11 protein-coding genes are annotated in these 16,009 nt (G+C 53.3%); 5 read left to right on the top strand and 6 right to left on the bottom strand.

What is annotated here, in order from left to right; translation table 11 throughout:
* Positions 1-40 precede the first annotated feature (40 nt).
* Complete coding sequence (locus ACE38U_RS08715; RefSeq protein WP_038472404.1) at positions 41-499, top strand: (2Fe-2S)-binding protein; 459 nt, start codon at positions 41-43, stop codon at positions 497-499.
* Between the two features lie 70 nt (positions 500-569).
* Here ACE38U_RS08715 and fdhF read toward each other — a convergent pair whose 3' ends face one another.
* Positions 570-2,717, bottom strand: a complete 2,148-nt coding sequence (fdhF, locus tag ACE38U_RS08710) for a formate dehydrogenase subunit alpha (protein ID WP_375529647.1) — start codon at positions 2,715-2,717, stop codon at positions 570-572.
* A gap of 141 nt (positions 2,718-2,858) precedes the next feature.
* Positions 2,859-4,331: a nucleobase:cation symporter-2 family protein gene (locus tag ACE38U_RS08705; protein ID WP_375529528.1), complete on the bottom strand. Its 1,473-nt coding sequence runs from the start codon at positions 4,329-4,331 to the stop codon at positions 2,859-2,861.
* A gap of 456 nt (positions 4,332-4,787) precedes the next feature.
* Here ACE38U_RS08705 and ygfT point away from each other — a divergent pair, with 456 nt between their 5' ends.
* Both ygfT and ACE38U_RS08695 read left to right on the top strand, forming a co-directional pair.
* Positions 4,788-6,743, top strand: a complete 1,956-nt coding sequence (gene ygfT, locus ACE38U_RS08700; protein WP_375529646.1) for a formate-dependent uric acid utilization protein YgfT — start codon at positions 4,788-4,790, stop codon at positions 6,741-6,743.
* Positions 6,740-7,219, top strand: coding sequence for a 4Fe-4S dicluster domain-containing protein (locus ACE38U_RS08695; protein WP_375529527.1), 480 nt, complete (start codon positions 6,740-6,742; stop codon positions 7,217-7,219). Before ygfT ends, ACE38U_RS08695 begins: the two co-directional genes overlap by 4 nt.
* A gap of 74 nt (positions 7,220-7,293) precedes the next feature.
* On the opposite strand, the gene ssnA is transcribed toward ACE38U_RS08695, so the two are convergent.
* The 3 genes from ssnA to ACE38U_RS08680 all read right to left on the bottom strand — a co-directional run bounded on the left by ssnA (position 7,294) and on the right by ACE38U_RS08680 (position 12,551).
* Positions 7,294-8,622 (bottom strand): putative aminohydrolase SsnA, encoded by a 1,329-nt coding sequence (gene ssnA / locus ACE38U_RS08690; protein WP_375529645.1) that lies wholly within the window; start codon positions 8,620-8,622, stop codon positions 7,294-7,296.
* Positions 8,623-8,624: 2 nt separating this feature from the next.
* On the bottom strand, positions 8,625-11,717 hold the full coding sequence (gene ygfK / locus ACE38U_RS08685) for a putative selenate reductase subunit YgfK (RefSeq protein WP_375529526.1): 3,093 nt from the start codon (positions 11,715-11,717) through the stop codon (positions 8,625-8,627).
* A 246-nt stretch (positions 11,718-11,963) separates the two neighbouring features.
* On the bottom strand, positions 11,964-12,551 hold the full coding sequence (locus tag ACE38U_RS08680) for an NTP transferase domain-containing protein (RefSeq protein ID WP_375529525.1): 588 nt from the start codon (positions 12,549-12,551) through the stop codon (positions 11,964-11,966).
* A 34-nt stretch (positions 12,552-12,585) separates the two neighbouring features.
* On the opposite strand from ACE38U_RS08680, the gene yqeC reads away from it, so the two are divergent.
* Both yqeC and yqeB read left to right on the top strand, forming a co-directional pair.
* A complete protein-coding gene (yqeC, locus tag ACE38U_RS08675) occupies positions 12,586-13,344 on the top strand; it encodes a selenium cofactor biosynthesis protein YqeC (RefSeq protein ID WP_375529524.1) in 759 nt (252 codons plus the stop codon).
* Between the two features lie 42 nt (positions 13,345-13,386).
* Complete coding sequence (gene yqeB, locus ACE38U_RS08670; RefSeq protein WP_375529523.1) at positions 13,387-15,012, top strand: selenium-dependent molybdenum cofactor biosynthesis protein YqeB; 1,626 nt, start codon at positions 13,387-13,389, stop codon at positions 15,010-15,012.
* Between the two features lie 57 nt (positions 15,013-15,069).
* On the opposite strand, the gene arcC is transcribed toward yqeB, so the two are convergent.
* Entirely contained in the window at positions 15,070-16,002 is a 933-nt protein-coding gene (gene arcC / locus ACE38U_RS08665; protein WP_375529522.1) for a carbamate kinase, read from the bottom strand.
* Between the last annotated feature and the right edge of the window lie 7 nt (positions 16,003-16,009).

The following is a 16,009-nucleotide window of genomic DNA, read 5'->3' as shown; positions in this document are numbered from 1 at the left end:
ATGAGGACAGGGCGCGAAGGCGTCCTGCAGGGACTGAGCCATGAGCACAATTAAAGTAAAGGTCAACGGCAAGCTGGTTGAAGCCAAAGTGGAGGGCAATATGCGCCTGTTGGATCTGGTCCGCAATACATTGCGGCTGACAGCCACAAAAGAAGGCTGCTCCATTGGGGAATGCGGCGCGTGTACGGTCATTATGGACGGTAACGCGGTCTGCTCCTGCCTGGTACTGGCAGAGCAGTGCGATGAGGCGGAAATCACCACCCTGGAGGGGCTGAACGATAATCCTGTCACGCAGAAATTGCAGGAGGCATTTGTTGAAAAAGGCGGTGTACAGTGCGGCTTTTGTACGCCGGGTGTGCTGGTCAGCACCACCGCGCTGCTGGAAAAAGAACCGCAGCCCAGCGACGAACAGCTTAAAGATGTACTGGAAGGAAATATCTGCCGCTGTACCGGCTATCAGCCTATTCTCGACTCCATTCACCACGCGTTAAAATCCTGAACGAAAGAAAAACGCCGGGCGGTATCACACCGCCCGGCCCACTCCAACGCGACAAGAAGTTCCCCAACGCTTAGCCCACCGCGCTTTCCCGCAGCCGCGCCTTCAATTTGCGATACTCATCCACTACGTACTGCTCGGCGGCCTGTTGGTCAGTAATCGGCTCAACGCGAACGGCGCAATACTTGTACTCCGGCGTTTTGGTTATCGGGCTAAGATTCTCGGTTACCAGTTCATTACAGGCACCAATCCACCATTGGTATGTCATGTAAATTGCGCCTTTATTGGGCCGCTCGCTGACTTTTGCACGGGTGATAATGCGCCCCTTGCGAGAGTTCACCCACACTAGCGCTTCATCAACAATACCCAGCCGTGCGGCATCCAGGGTGTTGATTTGCGCATAGCCTGGCTCATCGGCCAGGGTCGACAGTGCAGAACAGTTGCCGGTCATCGAACGGCAAGAGTAGTGGCCAACCTCACGTACCGTAGAAAGCACCATCGGAAACTCGTCGCTAAGTTTATCGAGGGGCGCAACCCAGTCGCAGGTAAAGAACTGTGCCAGGCCGTTCGGCGTCGAAAATGCCTCTTTAAACAGATAAGACGTCCCCTGGTCCGTATCCGACTCATCACGGCATGGCCACTGCAGGTAGCCAAGTTCGCCCATTTTCTTATAGGTAGCACCGTAGAAATCCGGGCACAGATGCCGCAGCTCATCCCAGATTTCCTGAGTATTGTTGTACTGCATCGGGTAGCCCATCCGGGTGGCAATTTCACTGATAATCTGCCAGTCGGTTTTGAGATCCCACTCTGGCTCCACCGCCTTAAAGAAGCGCTGAAAGCCTCTGTCCGCCGCAGTGTAGACACCTTCATGCTCGCCCCAGGAAGTGGAGGGCAGAATAACATCGGCCGCCGCTGCCGTTTTGGTCATGAAAATATCCTGTACGATGACCAGCTCCAGCGTCTCAAACGCCTTACGCACCGCCGAAAGTTCGGCGTCGGTTTGCAGCGGATCTTCCCCCATAATGTAGGCTGCTCGCACTTCGCCGTGTTCAGCGCGATGCGGCAGTTCACTGATGCGATAGCCCGTATGGGCAGGTAAGCTTTCTACTCTCCATGCCCGGGCAAACTTTTCTCTGTTTTCCGGAACCTTAACGAACTGATAGCCAGGGAAAGTATCAGGTAACGCGCCCATATCGCAGGCGCCCTGAACGTTATTCTGCCCACGCACAGGGTTAACGCCCACGCCCGGTTTACCGAGATTGCCGGTTAAAATAGCCAGGCTTGTTAACGATCTTACTGTTTCAACACCTTGATAAAACTGGGTCACCCCCATTCCCCATAGAATGGTGGCGGACTTAGCCGTGGCGTACAGTCGAGCGCAGGTGCGAATTTCTTGCGCGCTGACTCCGGTAATAGCCTCAACAGATTCCGGCGTATAGCCCGCCACGATTTTACGATATTCATCAAAACCTTCAGAACGCTGGGCAACAAACGCGTTGTCGTAGAGAGCCTCAGCAATAATGACGTGCCCAAGCGCATTAAGGAGCGCAATGTTAGAGCCGTTGTTCAGCGCCAGGTGCATATCCGCGATGCGGGCGGTTTCAATTCGCCGGGGATCGCAGACAATAATCTTAGCGCCGTTGCGTTTAGCATTCAGGACGTGATTTGCCACGATAGGGTGCGAATCTGCCGGGTTATAGCCGAAGATAAACACTAAATCGCTGTTATCAATCTCAGTGATGGCATTGCTCATTGCGCCGTTACCGACCGACTGGTGCAGACCTGCAACCGAAGGGCCGTGTCAGACGCGCGCGCAGCAATCCACGTTATTGGTGCCAATCACCGCCCGGGCGAACTTTTGCATCACGTAATTGGTTTCATTGCCCGTACCTCGGGAAGAACCGGTGGTCTGGATAGCATCCGGACCATACTTTTCTTTAATCTCGGTGAGGCGAGTAGCCACATAATCAAGCGCCTCACTCCAGGGTACGGACTCCAGCTTGCCGCCTCGGCGGCGGCGGATCATTGGGGTTTGCAGGCGCGGCGTCAAAATGCGGGTATCGTGGACAAAGTCCCAGCCGTAATAGCCTTTCAGGCACAGCGTACCCTGGTTATTTTTGCCCATCGCCGCTTCAGCGCGCACGATCTTCCCATTCTCTACCACCAGCTGCAGCTTGCAGCCTGCGGCACAGTATGGGCATACGGTGGTCACTTTTTTCATCATGGCCCTCCAGTTAACGGTAAATCTAAAACAACAGCCCAAAGCTAAAACGGTTGCTGACGCCAAAGGCGATGGCCTGCTGCACGGCGGGAATTGTCATCAATGCCAGCGCCAGCAGGGCGAGTAAGATCCGGCCTGGCATTATTTCCCCACGTTTTGCTGGGGCTGTTGCTCCCTCTGTACTTTGCGTAGCAGGAGCCACATGCGTACCGTGCGCACGGCCATATTGCGTGCTGCGGCGCTAGGCGGAGCCGGATCGGGTTCCAGGGCATCGTGGGAGACTCGGAGTGGTACGCTACCGTTGAGCGTTAAGTTGGCAACAATGGCGGTCAAGGTGCCGATAGTTATCCCGCTGTGTAAAAACAGCTGCATCATGGGAGGGAACTGGCTAAACAGGTTCGGCACCAGCACCGGCATCATGCCGAGGCCAAGCGTTAATGCCACCACCATTCCGTTGTTGTTATTTCGATAGTTGACCTGGCCAAGGGTACGAATGCCGGATACCGCCACCATGCCGAACATCACGATCCCCGCGCCACCAAGCACTGGCTTAGGAATAAGCACCACCAGCGCGGCGAGTTTGGAAAATACGCCCATCAAAATGAGAATTACTCCGGAGACCGATACCACAAAACGGCTACGTACGCCGGTTAAGCCGATAAGCCCGACGTTCTGGGCAAAGGCTGCGTAAGGAAAGAGGTTGAAGAAGCCGCAGATTGTAGTAGCTAAGCCGCAGGTATTAAGGCCGTTGCGTAGCATGCCTGAGTCCACTTTCTTACCGACAATGTCGCCGGTGGCCATCATGGAAGACATGGTTTCAACCATAACTACCACCATGACCATCGACAGCAGGGCAACCGGCACAATATGGAATTCCGGGCGCGCAAACTGCATCAGCTGTGGAAAGTGAATCCACGGGGTGACGTTAACCAGATGGAAATCGAGCGGCTTAAAAAAGCTCCATAAAATTGTGCCAATGATCAGCCCCACGAGCACGGCGGTATTTTTTACAACGCCGGTTGCGAAGGTATAAAGATTAAGAATGATGATTAGCGTAATAGCGGCCATCAGCAGTGAAAAAAGATCTCCAAACCCGTTCATGTTGCTGTTGCCGCCGCCAATCCAGCCACCGGCAACGGGCATAATCGACAGGCCAATCAGGGTAACAATGCCGCCCATGACGACTTTGGGGAAGAAGCGTATAAGACGGCTTATCCACGGAGCACAGCATAAAATAAAGATCCCTGAGACGATAACCGAGCCTGAAATAGTGCCGATTCCGTACTCTTTTCCGATCAGCACCATTGGAATCAGTGCGGCAAAGGTACACCCCTGAATTAACGGTAATCGACAGCCCAGCCAGGGGCGAATTCCTAACGATTGCACGATAGTGGCAGCCCCGCAGATAAACAGATCGGCGCTTATCAGCAAGATAATATGTTCAGCGGGTAAACCGACGGCATTACCGACCACTAATGGCACGGCCACGGCACCGGCGTACATCACCAGTACGTGCTGCAGGCCATAAAGAACCATTTGTGTAATAGGTAGAACCTCATCGACCGGCTCGGTTGATGCCGTAGCGTTTGAGGCAGGAATGGCAGAGTCTTTCATGAAGTAATTATCTCCTGTACGACTTCGGCTCTCGTTCGTATAGGCGGAGAGGAAGTTACGATTCGAAGGCAGATGCCTCCCTGAGCTGATGTCGCCATCAGCAAATTGCGCACACGACGTTATCTATGCGTAAGCTGTGCCAAAAATGCAGGGTTTGGTTGCAGATGAATATATTTGTGAATTAAATCACGGCGGATGAGCTATAAAGGATGGGCAGGCAATGAGGGGTAAATACAGGCGACGCGTGGAATATCACATTGAGATAATTTATCTCTCATATTGGTAGTCAGTTAATATCGGGGCGATAATCTAAAGAGCACGGGGGGATCTCAATATACTGATTTTTTTGTTGTTAATCATTTTGTTGACACATCTCTCAAAAATAAATCCATTCTTCTTAAAAGCAACAAATGCGTCTGAAAATTGCATCGTATCCCTTGAGGTATTTATTGAATAATAAAAGGGAAGCAAATGAACAGATTTATTGTTGCCGATACCACGAGCTGTATTGGCTGCCATGCCTGCGAGGTTGCCTGCGTGACGGCTCATCACCAGGACAGATGGCCGTTGAAGCGGGCGGATTTTCAGCCGCGGATCCACGTTGTTTTCCACCGTAAAGAGAGCAATGCGACAACCTGTCACCACTGTAACGATGCGCCATGTGTCGCATCCTGCCCAACCGACGCGCTCTCTTTTGCTAATAACAGCATTCAATTAAAGCAAGAGAAATGCATTGGCTGTAAGAGTTGCGCGATCGCCTGTCCCTTTGGCGCCATCGAGATGGTGTCTGCCGATGACAGCGCCCCGCAGCTGGCGCAAAAATGTGACTTGTGCAGCGAACATCCCACAGGAAAACCTGCCTGCGTCAGCGTTTGCCCAACACAAGCGCTGCGCCTGATGGACGATGCCGAATTAGAAAACCTACGCAGTAAGCGGCAAATCCGAAGCGTACAAGGGCAGGCGGTGCAGGTTCGTCAACCTGGTCGCCGGGAAACATTTATCAGCAAACCACCTCGCGTGGGAGCAAAAAAAGTAGAAGCCGGCATTCGCAAAACGCAATTCGAAGAGATCTATTACGGGCTTGGCAGTCGTGATGCTGAGTATGAAAGCGAGCGCTGCCTGCACTGCGCACAAAAAGCCTGGTGTAACTGGACATGCCCGCTGCATAACTCTATTCCCGACTTCATCAGGCTCGTAAATGAAGAGAAGATTATCGAGGCGGCTGAATTGTGCCATCAAACAAGCTCTTTGCCGGAAATCTGTGGCCGCGTTTGCCCGCAGGATCGCCTGTGCGAAGGGGCTTGTACGCTGAAAAATGAGGGTGGCTCGGTGACCATTGGCAACCTGGAGCGCTATATCACCGACACCGCGCTGGCGTCGGGCTGGCGACCTCAGATAAGTGATATTGTGCCGCGTAAAGAACGTGTGGCGATTGTCGGTGCGGGTCCTGCCGGGCTGGGATGTGCTGATATTTTGGCTCGCGCTGGCGTTCAGGTTGATGTCTTTGACAAACATCCAGAAATTGGAGGATTACTCACTTTCGGTATTCCACCGTTCAAACTGGACAAAGGTATTCTGGGCGTCAGACGAAGCATTTTCAGTGAAATGGGCATCCGTTTTCACCTTAATCATGAAGTTGGGCGCAATATACAATTTAACGACCTGATGGTGAACTATGACGCGGTATTCCTTGGCGTAGGTACCTACGACCTTATGGCGGCGGGACTGGAGGGTGAAGATGCTCCCGGCGTAATTCAGGCGTTGCCATTTCTGATTGCCAGCACTCGCGAAGTGATGGGGCTGGAGGAGAACGAAGAATACCCAATGATCGACATTAAAGATAAACACGTTGTGGTGCTTGGCGGTGGAGATACCGCAATGGACTGCCTGCGTACCGCAATACGCCGTGGGGCTGCGAGCGTCACCTGCGCCTACCGTCGCGATGAGCTGAGCATGCCGGGCTCGAAAAAAGAGGTAGTTAACGCCAGAGAAGAAGGCGTTGAGTTCCAGTTTAACGTGCAGCCTCAGCAAATCCAACTTGACCGCAAGGGCAAAGTGAAGGCGATCGGCATGATCCGCACCGAGATGGGTGACCCGGGTCCTGATGGCCGCCGTCGTCCACGGCCTGTGGCGGGTTCCGATTTTGAGCTACCCGTTGACGTACTCATTATGGCATTCGGTTTTCAGGCGCATGATATGCCGTGGCTGCGTGGTCACGGCGTGCAGCTTGACCGTTGGGGGCAGATTTGCACCGGCGGGAAAGGGCGCGGCACAACGCAAACCAGTAATGACAAAATCTATGCTGGTGGCGATGCGGTACATGGCGCGGACCTGGTGGTCACGGCGATGGTTGCCGGCCGGCAGGCGGCCAGTGAAATGCTGGCGATGTTTAAGTGCAAGGAGGGAGCATGACCAGCTTTATTCTGGCCGATTCGGCATCCTGTATTGGCTGCCGTACCTGTGAGATCGCCTGCGCTATGGAGCACGTTACTGAGGACGCGGCGTTTCGGCCGCGACTCAAAGTGCTACGCCTCGATACCGTAAGCGTGCCGGTGATGTGCCATCAATGTGAAAATGCCCCCTGTGTAAGCGCCTGCCCGGTGGCAGCGTTAACGATGGGAAGTGAGCGTGTCGAAGCCGACGAATCACGCTGTATTGACTGCCAAAGCTGTGTGGTGGCGTGTCCGTTCGGGGTAATCAGCGTGGGCGTTAATCCTGAGCAAAAGACGGCAACTATAGTCAAGTGCGACCTGTGCAACGGCCGCGAGCGTGGCCCGGCGTGCATTGATGTTTGTCCGACATCGGCATTAAGTAAGATGGGGGAGCAGCAACTGAGGGAAATGCAAAAGCAGCGCGAGTGTGCTACGGCGAGTCTGTTTCTTCGGTAATGAGTTATGCCCGGAACAATATCCGTTCCGGGCGCATGATCCGGCACCTTAGGCACCGGGTAAATAACGCTTAATCAAGGCAGGGAGTCCATTCGCCGCCACATTTTCGCCGCCACTTTTTGTGCTTCAGCAAAAACAGGTGCGCAGTCAAACATGAACTGTCGGTCTTCATACACCATCTCACCGTTAACCATCACGCTGTGGACATGGTTTGAGCCCATGCCAAAGGCAACATGCCCGGCGATGTTTTCTGCGATGAGCGGCGTTGGTGACAGGTAATCGATAATCGTCAGGTCGGCCTTGTAGCCAGCCTCAATGCGGCCAAATTTGGCGTTGAAGTTGCGGCTAAGCAGGGCGTTTCCGTTGCTGAGGGCACGGGCAAAACTGTCTGGCCAAAGAGGGCCGCCGGCATCGCGATGTTTGAAGAAGGCAAATTTCATCTCCTCAAACATATCTGAACCAATACCATCCGTACCCAATGCCAGATTCCGCCAGGCGCCAAGCTTTTGGTTGTAGCCCACATGGTTGTTCATATTAGAGCGTGCGTTGTGTACCAGGAAGCCATCACACTCATTGAGTAGCGCGATGTCGGCATCGGAAAGATAGAGGCCGTGCGCGACCAGCGTTTTACTGTTAAGCAGATCATATTCGGCCAGCCGTACCAGTAAATCTTTTCCGTAATGATGGTGACTATGGGACACGTCATAACGGTCTTCCGCCGCGTGAATATGTAACCCGCGGCCGGTTGCTTTTATGGCCTCACCAAGCATCGAAAGCCCCTCATTACTGAGGGTGAACGGGGCATGTGCGCCAATATGTGCTTCGACCAGATAGGGCTCAAGTCCTGCCTCACGCGCCCGGTCAATCTCACATGCAAAACGCATGTTCTCCTCCACGCCTGCCTGCAGCTCTTGCGAGCCGCCGTTGCGGTCAGTGGTTTCAAAACAGGTCATGCCGCGTAATCCTGTCTTCAGAAAGGCATTGCGCAGTTGGCTGAGAGATCCGGCGATATAGTCAGGTGATGCATGATGGTCTATTACCGCCGTGCAGCCACTGCGAATTGCTTCGAGGGCGCAAATCAGCCCGCTGTAGTATAGCGACTCCTCATCTAACGCACGGTCCAGCCGCCACCACAGGTTTTTCAGCGTCGAGATAAAGTCCGGGCTGGGGGCAATATTTGCCTGAATACCACGCGATAATCCTGAATAGAAGTGGTTATGGGAACAGACCATTCCCGGCATCACTAAGCGACCATGCATGTCTTTAATATTGGCCTGTGGAAATGTACTCCTGAGGTTGCTCCCTACGGCGATAATTTCATCGTTTTCGATGGCGATGTCGACATTCTCACGCACCATCGCCGGATAAATCTGTGCAGCTGTGGCGTTTTTCAGAATTGAGATACTCATGCTTCAACGACTCCCAGCAGGTAATGATGGTGACGGTGGATGTGGCTGATGATGCGGCACATATCATCCAACTGAGGCGGTATCCTGGTAAACTGCCCTCGTTCATCAAGAGTTAACAGCCAGGTCCGTTCCTCCTGGCGGATATGTACGCGGTTGCCTTCAACCAGGAACCCCGGATTGCTGCTGTTGTTGAAGTCCTGAGGCAGGCTAAAGACGGTAATTTTGTCTTTGTATGGCTTGCCTTGCCACGGACAGAACTGAGCGCAGTTGCCGCATTCGTTGCAGTAAGCATCGAGGTGTAGAGTTTGATACCTGTTCTGGAAGCCGGGTACGGCAATAGAAACATTGGCGCGGTTCGGGCAAACGTCGACACATTTGCTGCACACATAATTACATTCCAGGCAGCGTGCAGCCTCCTGGGCGGCAAAGGCATCGCGGTCGTCTTTATCCGCCTGCGCCACGACGATGGTGCCTTTGCGACGATAGACTTCCGCAGGATCGACGTTATTCCAGCGCTTTTCACCGTGATGGCTGCGAATGTTCTCCCGGGCCAGAATGGTGTCGGTGGCGCGACGAGCATTGCCGATGGCGGAAACAATGGAGGAAGGGCCGCGCTGGACGTCGCCAATCAGGAATACGCCAGAATGACGAGTTTCACCGTCGGCGTTAACTTCTGGCCAGCCGTGTTCATCCAGCGGAATGCCCATCGCAGCCAGCGCTTCGCCGTCCTGCTGTTCGCCTATGGCAGTAATCAACGTGTCGACCTGCAGGGTACAGGTTTCTTCGGTTTCAACCGGGCGACGGCGACCTTTGTCGTCCATTTCACCCAAAGCCATAATGCGCACGGTCAGCGTGCCGTCGGCGTCGAACTGTTCCGGGTTATTGAGGAACCGGAACGCTACGCCATCATGTACCGCTTCTTCGTACTCTTCGCGCCACGCGGGCATCTCTTGCTGAGAGCGGCGGTAAATCACGGTCGCTTTTTCTACGCCGGGTACGCGGAGCGCAGCACGGGCACAGTCCATCGCGGTATTCCCGGCGCCAACGACAGCGACATGTTTGCCGAGATGGAGGTTATCTCCACGGTTAAATTCACGCAGGAACTGAAGCGACTTATGCACGTTCTGGTTATCGCCGTGTAGCTTCACGCCGCTGTTTTTATCGGTTCCTGTGCCGATCAGTACGTAGCGGAAACCCTGTTGTTGAAGCTTTTCGACACTCAGTTGTGGGTCGCATCCGTAAACGATGTTAACGCCGTGGTTCACAACAAAATCAATATCCTGCTGGATTAGTTCGCCGGGAATACGGAATTGCGGAATGATATTACGTACTACGCCACCGGCATTAGTTTCCCTCTCAAATAACGTGACACTGTAACCTGAGCGGGCGAGGAAGTACCCCGCGGCCAGCCCGGCCGGGCCCGCCCCAATCACCGCCACCGGGTGCCGCATCCCGGAGCCCGCAGGTTTATGCCAGCGCTGCCGGTATTCATTCCAGCCTTTTTCGAGGGCGATTTTTTTCATCTCGCGGATGTTCAGTGCGCTATCGTAATCCAGGCGGGTACAGTTGTACTGGCACTGGTGATCGCAAATATGGCCGGTGATCGCCGGCAGCGCGTTACGCTGGTAGATAAGCTCCAGGGCATCGGCATAGCGTTGTTCACCCATCAGCCGAATGTATTCCGGAATGTCCTGCTTGATGGCGCAGGCGGTAACGCAGGGGGCGACATAACAGTCGGTCATCGGTAATTTTTCGCCCACGTCAATGCGGTCGTCCGGTTTCCACTGTTTCTGGGTATACGCCATGCTAACGGATTTCTCTGCAAGCGCATTCAGTCGGACAACATCAACCTGCGTCATATTCCAGCCATCGGACTGCTCCAGCTCACGCAGACACTCGCTCAGGCGCAGATAACCGCCCGGTTTAAGCAGATCCGTTGCCATTGTGATGGGGCGAATACCGGTTTCGAAAATTTCGCGGATATTAAGCTGGTTCGCCCCCCCGGAATAGGAAATAGGCAGTTTGCCGTCAAATTCGCGGGAAAGCAGGGCTGCGACGTTGATAGAGAGTGGGAACAGGGCACGCCCGGACATATACATTTCATCGCCCGGCAGCGCGCCTTTGTTGTTCACCGTGCCCAGCGTGTTGGTCAGCTTCACGCCGAAGCCAAGGTTCTTCGTTTTCGCTAACTGCATCAGGCGCTGCAGCATCGCCAGCGCCTGGCCAATTTTCAGGTCATGATCAAACGATTCTTCATTAAGGCCAATGTAATCAAAGCCGCAGCTATCGAGTATTTCACGCACACGTGGATAGCCCAGCAGCGTTGGGTTGAGCTTCACAAAGGTATTAAGCTGTTTGTCTTCCAGCATATAGCGGCAAATCGCTTCGATTTCGTCCGGCGGGCAGCCGTGCATTGTCGATAGCGTAACGCCATGAACCATATCTGCCGGGATACACTGGCTCAGCGTCTTTAGTTCAGGGTGCGGATAACGGGCGCAGAAGTCGGTATTGTGCAGCCAACGGTTGAGCGTTTCACGGTATTGCTCAAATTTTGGATGGCCGGCGGCGTTCATCATGTTATCGATAAACTGCTGCATCGCAGGTTGTTTAATGCCGTCCAGGTTGTAGCCGACGCTCATATTGAAAATAAACGATTTACCTTCTTTCACCGGCGTTAGCGGCAGCACTTTCTCCAGCAGATGCAGGATAAACCAGGCTTTCAGATATTCATCCCACGCCTTCAGAAGCGTGAATTCCGTCGACCATTCGGTGTTAAAGCATTCATCTTCCGCATCGATACAAGGTTTTTCCAGTTCCAGCCGGTCGAGGATTTGAACCGTTTTCAGCTCAATAAACCTCCCGCCGGTCAGCCAGGCGGTAATAATGTTTTGCGCCAGCTGAGTGTGCGGCCCGGCAGCCGGGCCAACAGGGGTTACGCACGTCTCGCCAAAAACACTCAGGCGCTGTTGGCTGGCGGGGGAATAAAACTGCTGTTCTGGAATACCGAAGATAGACCGGTGATTGTGGTATTCATCAAAAATGCGCGTCAATAAATCCTCAAACGGAACGGGGCGCATGATATCTCCCATAATCCTCTCCTTAGGCTGACCTGTTAAATCGAATAAGCCGGAGAACCGGCGGTTAGGGAGAGGAGTAGCAACAATCACACCAGGTATTTTTTATATGATTGAGACGGCAAAATATTGTGAGTGAGATCTAATGTTGTTTGGGGTTTGTGAACCAGAGCGGGGCGCGGAAATACGAATTAAAATCACTTAATAAAATCTTCTTCCCCTATTTCTCAAAAACAATACTTACCTATCAATATGATAATTTCACTGACGGTTGGGGGGCTTTTGATAATCCTGCAGGCGGCTGAAGTCTTCTGGTGTGTCGACATCAAAAATAATTTCAGGATAATCCAGCGCTATAATTTTATGCTTGTTGGCCAGGAGGGCGCAACGAACTGACTGCCCGCTATAGTGTTGTAAACATTTCTGCAAAACATCACGTTTCGCCAGAATTGGGTGGCCCGGCCTCCCCTGGTACTGAGGCAGTAATGCGCCATTAATTCGTTGTTCCCACAGTGATTTGAATACATCCAAATGCAGGCAGGGTAAATCTCCGTGGCTAATAAAACAATAATCTGCCTCGGCCTTATTTACGCCCGCGGATACCGATGAAAAAAGCCCTTGTTGATAATCTGGATTATGAACAAGGGTAATGCCGGGTTGTCGAAAATATCGAGCTTCAAGCTCTTCATGGCGATGACCTGTCACCAGAATGATATGCGAACAAAATTGCTGCGCATTTTTAATGCTTGCGTCAAGTATTGTGCCACTGTGCCAGGGTAACATCATTTTCCATTGGCGCATGCGTGAAGAAAGGCCTGCAGCAGGAATAATACAGTCGACTTGTTTCATATACCCTTCAACATTATGGAGTCGTCAAAACACAATGGAAAATATACCTCACGCAGGCGTACTTTTTTGTGATTTAAACGTCACCGTCGGCCCGTTGCTAATTTCTGCCGTTGGGGCGGGAGGGAAAACCAGTACTTTATTATGGCTGGCGAGGGTATTGCAGCAGGCAGGGCGACGAGTTCTGCTAACTACCACCACTCATATGTTCCTGCCGCGGCACCTGCCGGTTACCTTCTGTTGCGATCCCCTGGCTTTACCCGCAGAGGTATGGCAAAGCCCTCTGCAAGCTTGTTTTTCAGCCTGGTTACCGAACGTGGGCAAGGTCAAAGGTTTTACGCCCGCGCAGCTTGATGCCTTGCTGGCTGCAGGTAATGTTGACGTTGTGCTGGTAGAAGCGGACGGTGCTCACGGTTTTGCCATAAAAGCGCCAAATGAGCATGAACCTTGCATCCCATTATCCTGTTGTTGCGTAGTTGCTATCACGGGCGCTGGTATGCTTGGAAAAGCCCTTGGGCCAGCGACAGTGCATCGCTGGCCTTTTTTTTCCCGCATAACCGGTTCCTCCGAGGGTGACAGGCTGAATTGGCCCATGCTGCATCGCCTGATTCAACATCCACAGGGCGCGTTCAAAGGAACACCGCCGGGTTGTCGACGCATCTGGCTGCTTAACCAACTTTCTCAAAATGAGAATTTACAGGAAGGTGATCTGTTGACAGGCGGTGCGGTAGACGTGATATGGGCCGGGTCGGTACAGGAGAACCAGGCCATTACGCGCAGACGAGTGAGAAAGTGACTCCATTTCGGGGTAATGAAAGGATATCCATTTGAGGTTGTTATGAATATTTTCTCAGAAGCTGCAAGACTGGAAGAACAAAACCGTCCCTTTGCTTTGGCTCAGATTGTCGATAGCAGAGGCTCCACGCCACGGCATTCCGCTCAAATGCTGATCCTCGATGATGGCAGTATCCTGGGAACTATCGGAGGCGGCATGGTGGAGCGCAGGGTCATTGATGAAGCGCTTGAAGCAATAAATGAAAAAGCTTCGAGAATGTTTCATGGCCGTATGGTGAGAAACGGCAACGACGCCGTGGGCTCTGACTGCGGCGGTGCGATGTCGGTATATATCAGCGTTCACGGCCTGCGCCCGCGGCTGGTACTTATTGGCGCAGGGCACGTTAACCGAGCAGTCGCCCAAAGTGCAGCGCTGCTGGGATTTGAAATCTCGGTGGCGGATATCTATCCGGAAAGCCTTAATCCTGTATTTTTCCCTCCGCTAACGCAACTACTACATGCGGACACCTTCAGTGCTGCGGTCGAAAAACTGGCAATTCGCCCCGATAATTTTGTGCTGATTGCCACCAATAATAAAGATCGTGAAGCCTTAGACCGGCTTATAGAGCTGCCAGGCGCCTGGCTGGGGCTGCTGGCGAGCCAACGTAAGGTGCAGGTCTTTTTGCGCCAGCTGCGTGAAAACGGCGTGGCGGAAGAGAAAATTGCCCGATTACATGCCCCGGTGGGCTATAACATTGGCGCAGAAACGCCGAATGAGATTGCCATAAGCGTGCTGGCCGAGATTTTACAGTTTAAAAACAAGGCTCCAGGCGGGCTGATGATGAGCACGGAAATACCGTCCCGGCCGCTGCGGGTTGCGATCCGTGGCGCTGGCGATATCGCCACCGGCGTGGCGCTGCGGCTATGGCACGCGGGCTTTAAGGTCATCATGCTGGAAGTTGAAAAACCCACGGTTATCCGCCGTACCGTTGCGTTTGCTCAGGCGGTATTTGACGGTGAAATGACGGTTGAAGGGGTAAAAGCGAAACGTGTCTCCACGGCGCAGGAAGCGCTGCGGCTTGCGGATAATGGCGAGATTCCGGTGCTTGTCGACCCGCTATGCGAATCCCTTCAGGAACTGCAGCCAGGCTGTGTGGTGGATGCTATCCTGGCGAAAGAAAACCTGGGCACGCACCGGGAACTGGCGCCGGCGGTTATCGCGCTTGGTCCTGGCTTTAACGCCGGGCAGGACTGCCACGCAGTGATTGAAACGAATCGCGGTCACTGGCTGGGGAAGGTCATATATGAGGGCCGGTCGCAGGAAAATACTGGCGTACCGGGGAATATCATGGGGCACACCTCAAGGCGGGTGATTCGCTCGCCGGGTGCGGGCGTAATGTGTTCCCGAGTGCAGTTGGGGGATATTGTCAGTGAAGGTGAGGTGATTGCTACCGTAGGCGATGTAGAGATCCTGGCACCGTTAAGCGGCATGGTTCGAGGCTTATTGAACGACGGGCTGGTGGTGGATACCGGTTTTAAGATCAGTGATATCGATCCTCGGGGCGAGAAAGCGGATTACACCAGCGTGTCGGATAAAGCCCGTGCGATAGGCGGTGGGGTGCTTGAGGCATTGATGACCTTAATGAATCAAAACGTGAAGAAGAATAAAACGTTACTGACGATGGCCTGATCTCGCTTTGTTAATTTGGCCGACACGCTGTGTAATGTGTGGGCCAGATTAGTTAACCTACCCCTGAATGACGGTCCCTGTTTTACCCTCAATACCTTCTTTTGCTTTACTCAATACGGTGATCAGCGCTTTGCGACCAGGGCGTGAACGGGCAAAAAAAGCGGCGGCCTCCACCTTCGGCAACATTGAACCTTTGGCGAAATGGCCTGCAGCAATAAATCGCTCGGCATCGCTCAGCGACAAATTATCCAGCCACTGTTCGTTTGGCTTACCGAAGTTGATGGCCACTTTTTCCACCGCCGTAAGGATTATCAGCATATCTGCGTCAATCATCGCCGCCAGCCTGGCACTGGCCCAGTCTTTGTCGATAACCGCGCTAGCGCCCCGCAGATGGTTACCTTCGCGGATCACCGGGATCCCGCCGCCGCCGGCGGTGATCACTACGTGGCAGGCATCCATCATCGCTTTAACCGTTTCTTTTTCAATGATATCAATCGGTTTTGGCGAGGCGACGACCCGGCGGTAGCCACGTCCGGCATCTTCTTTCAGCACATACCCCTTAAGGGAAAGCTGGTCGGCCTCTTCCTTGTTGAAAAACGAACCGATAGGTTTGGTTGGATTATTGAACGCGGGATCGTTGGCGTCCACTTCCACCTGAGTAATCAGCGTCGCCACAGGAATATGCATATTGCGAGACAGTAACTCTTCACGCAGAGCGTTTTGGAGATCGTAACCAATGTAACCCTGGCTGAGTGCCACACAGACCGACATCGGCAGCATTGGCGTATGTGCATCGGTTTTGGCGGCGGCTTCGAAAGCCAGGTTAATCATCCCTACCTGCGGCCCATTACCGTGGGTGACGACGACCTGATGGCCTTGAGCAATCAGGTCGACGATAGCTTGCGATGTTTGTTTTACGGCCTGCATTTGCCCGGCCAGATCCTCGCCTAAGGCGTTGCCGCCGAGGGCGAGCACAATTCTTTTACTCATGGATTCC

This window comes from Cedecea selenatireducens (genome assembly GCF_042138895.1).
GTDB classification, from domain to species: domain Bacteria; phylum Pseudomonadota; class Gammaproteobacteria; order Enterobacterales; family Enterobacteriaceae; genus Cedecea; species Cedecea selenatireducens.
Note: the sequence above shows the minus strand (reverse complement) of the source record. Positions and strands in the feature narration are given on the sequence as shown.

Bases quoted from the DNA above. Each gene is read 5' to 3' on its own strand.
- ACE38U_RS08715 (WP_038472404.1), top strand. From the start codon at position 41: ATGAGCACAATTAAAGTAAAGGTCAACGGCAAGCTGGTTGAAGCCAAA.
- ACE38U_RS08705 (WP_375529528.1), bottom strand. From the start codon at position 4,331: ATGAAAGACTCTGCCATTCCTGCCTCAAACGCTACGGCATCAACCGAG.
- ACE38U_RS08695 (WP_375529527.1), top strand. From the start codon at position 6,740: ATGACCAGCTTTATTCTGGCCGATTCGGCATCCTGTATTGGCTGCCGT.
- ygfK (WP_375529526.1), bottom strand. From the start codon at position 11,717: ATGGGAGATATCATGCGCCCCGTTCCGTTTGAGGATTTATTGACGCGC.
- ACE38U_RS08680 (WP_375529525.1), bottom strand. From the start codon at position 12,551: ATGAAACAAGTCGACTGTATTATTCCTGCTGCAGGCCTTTCTTCACGC.
- yqeC (WP_375529524.1), top strand. From the start codon at position 12,586: ATGGAAAATATACCTCACGCAGGCGTACTTTTTTGTGATTTAAACGTC.
- yqeB (WP_375529523.1), top strand. From the start codon at position 13,387: ATGAATATTTTCTCAGAAGCTGCAAGACTGGAAGAACAAAACCGTCCC.
- arcC (WP_375529522.1), bottom strand. From the start codon at position 16,002: ATGAGTAAAAGAATTGTGCTCGCCCTCGGCGGCAACGCCTTAGGCGAG.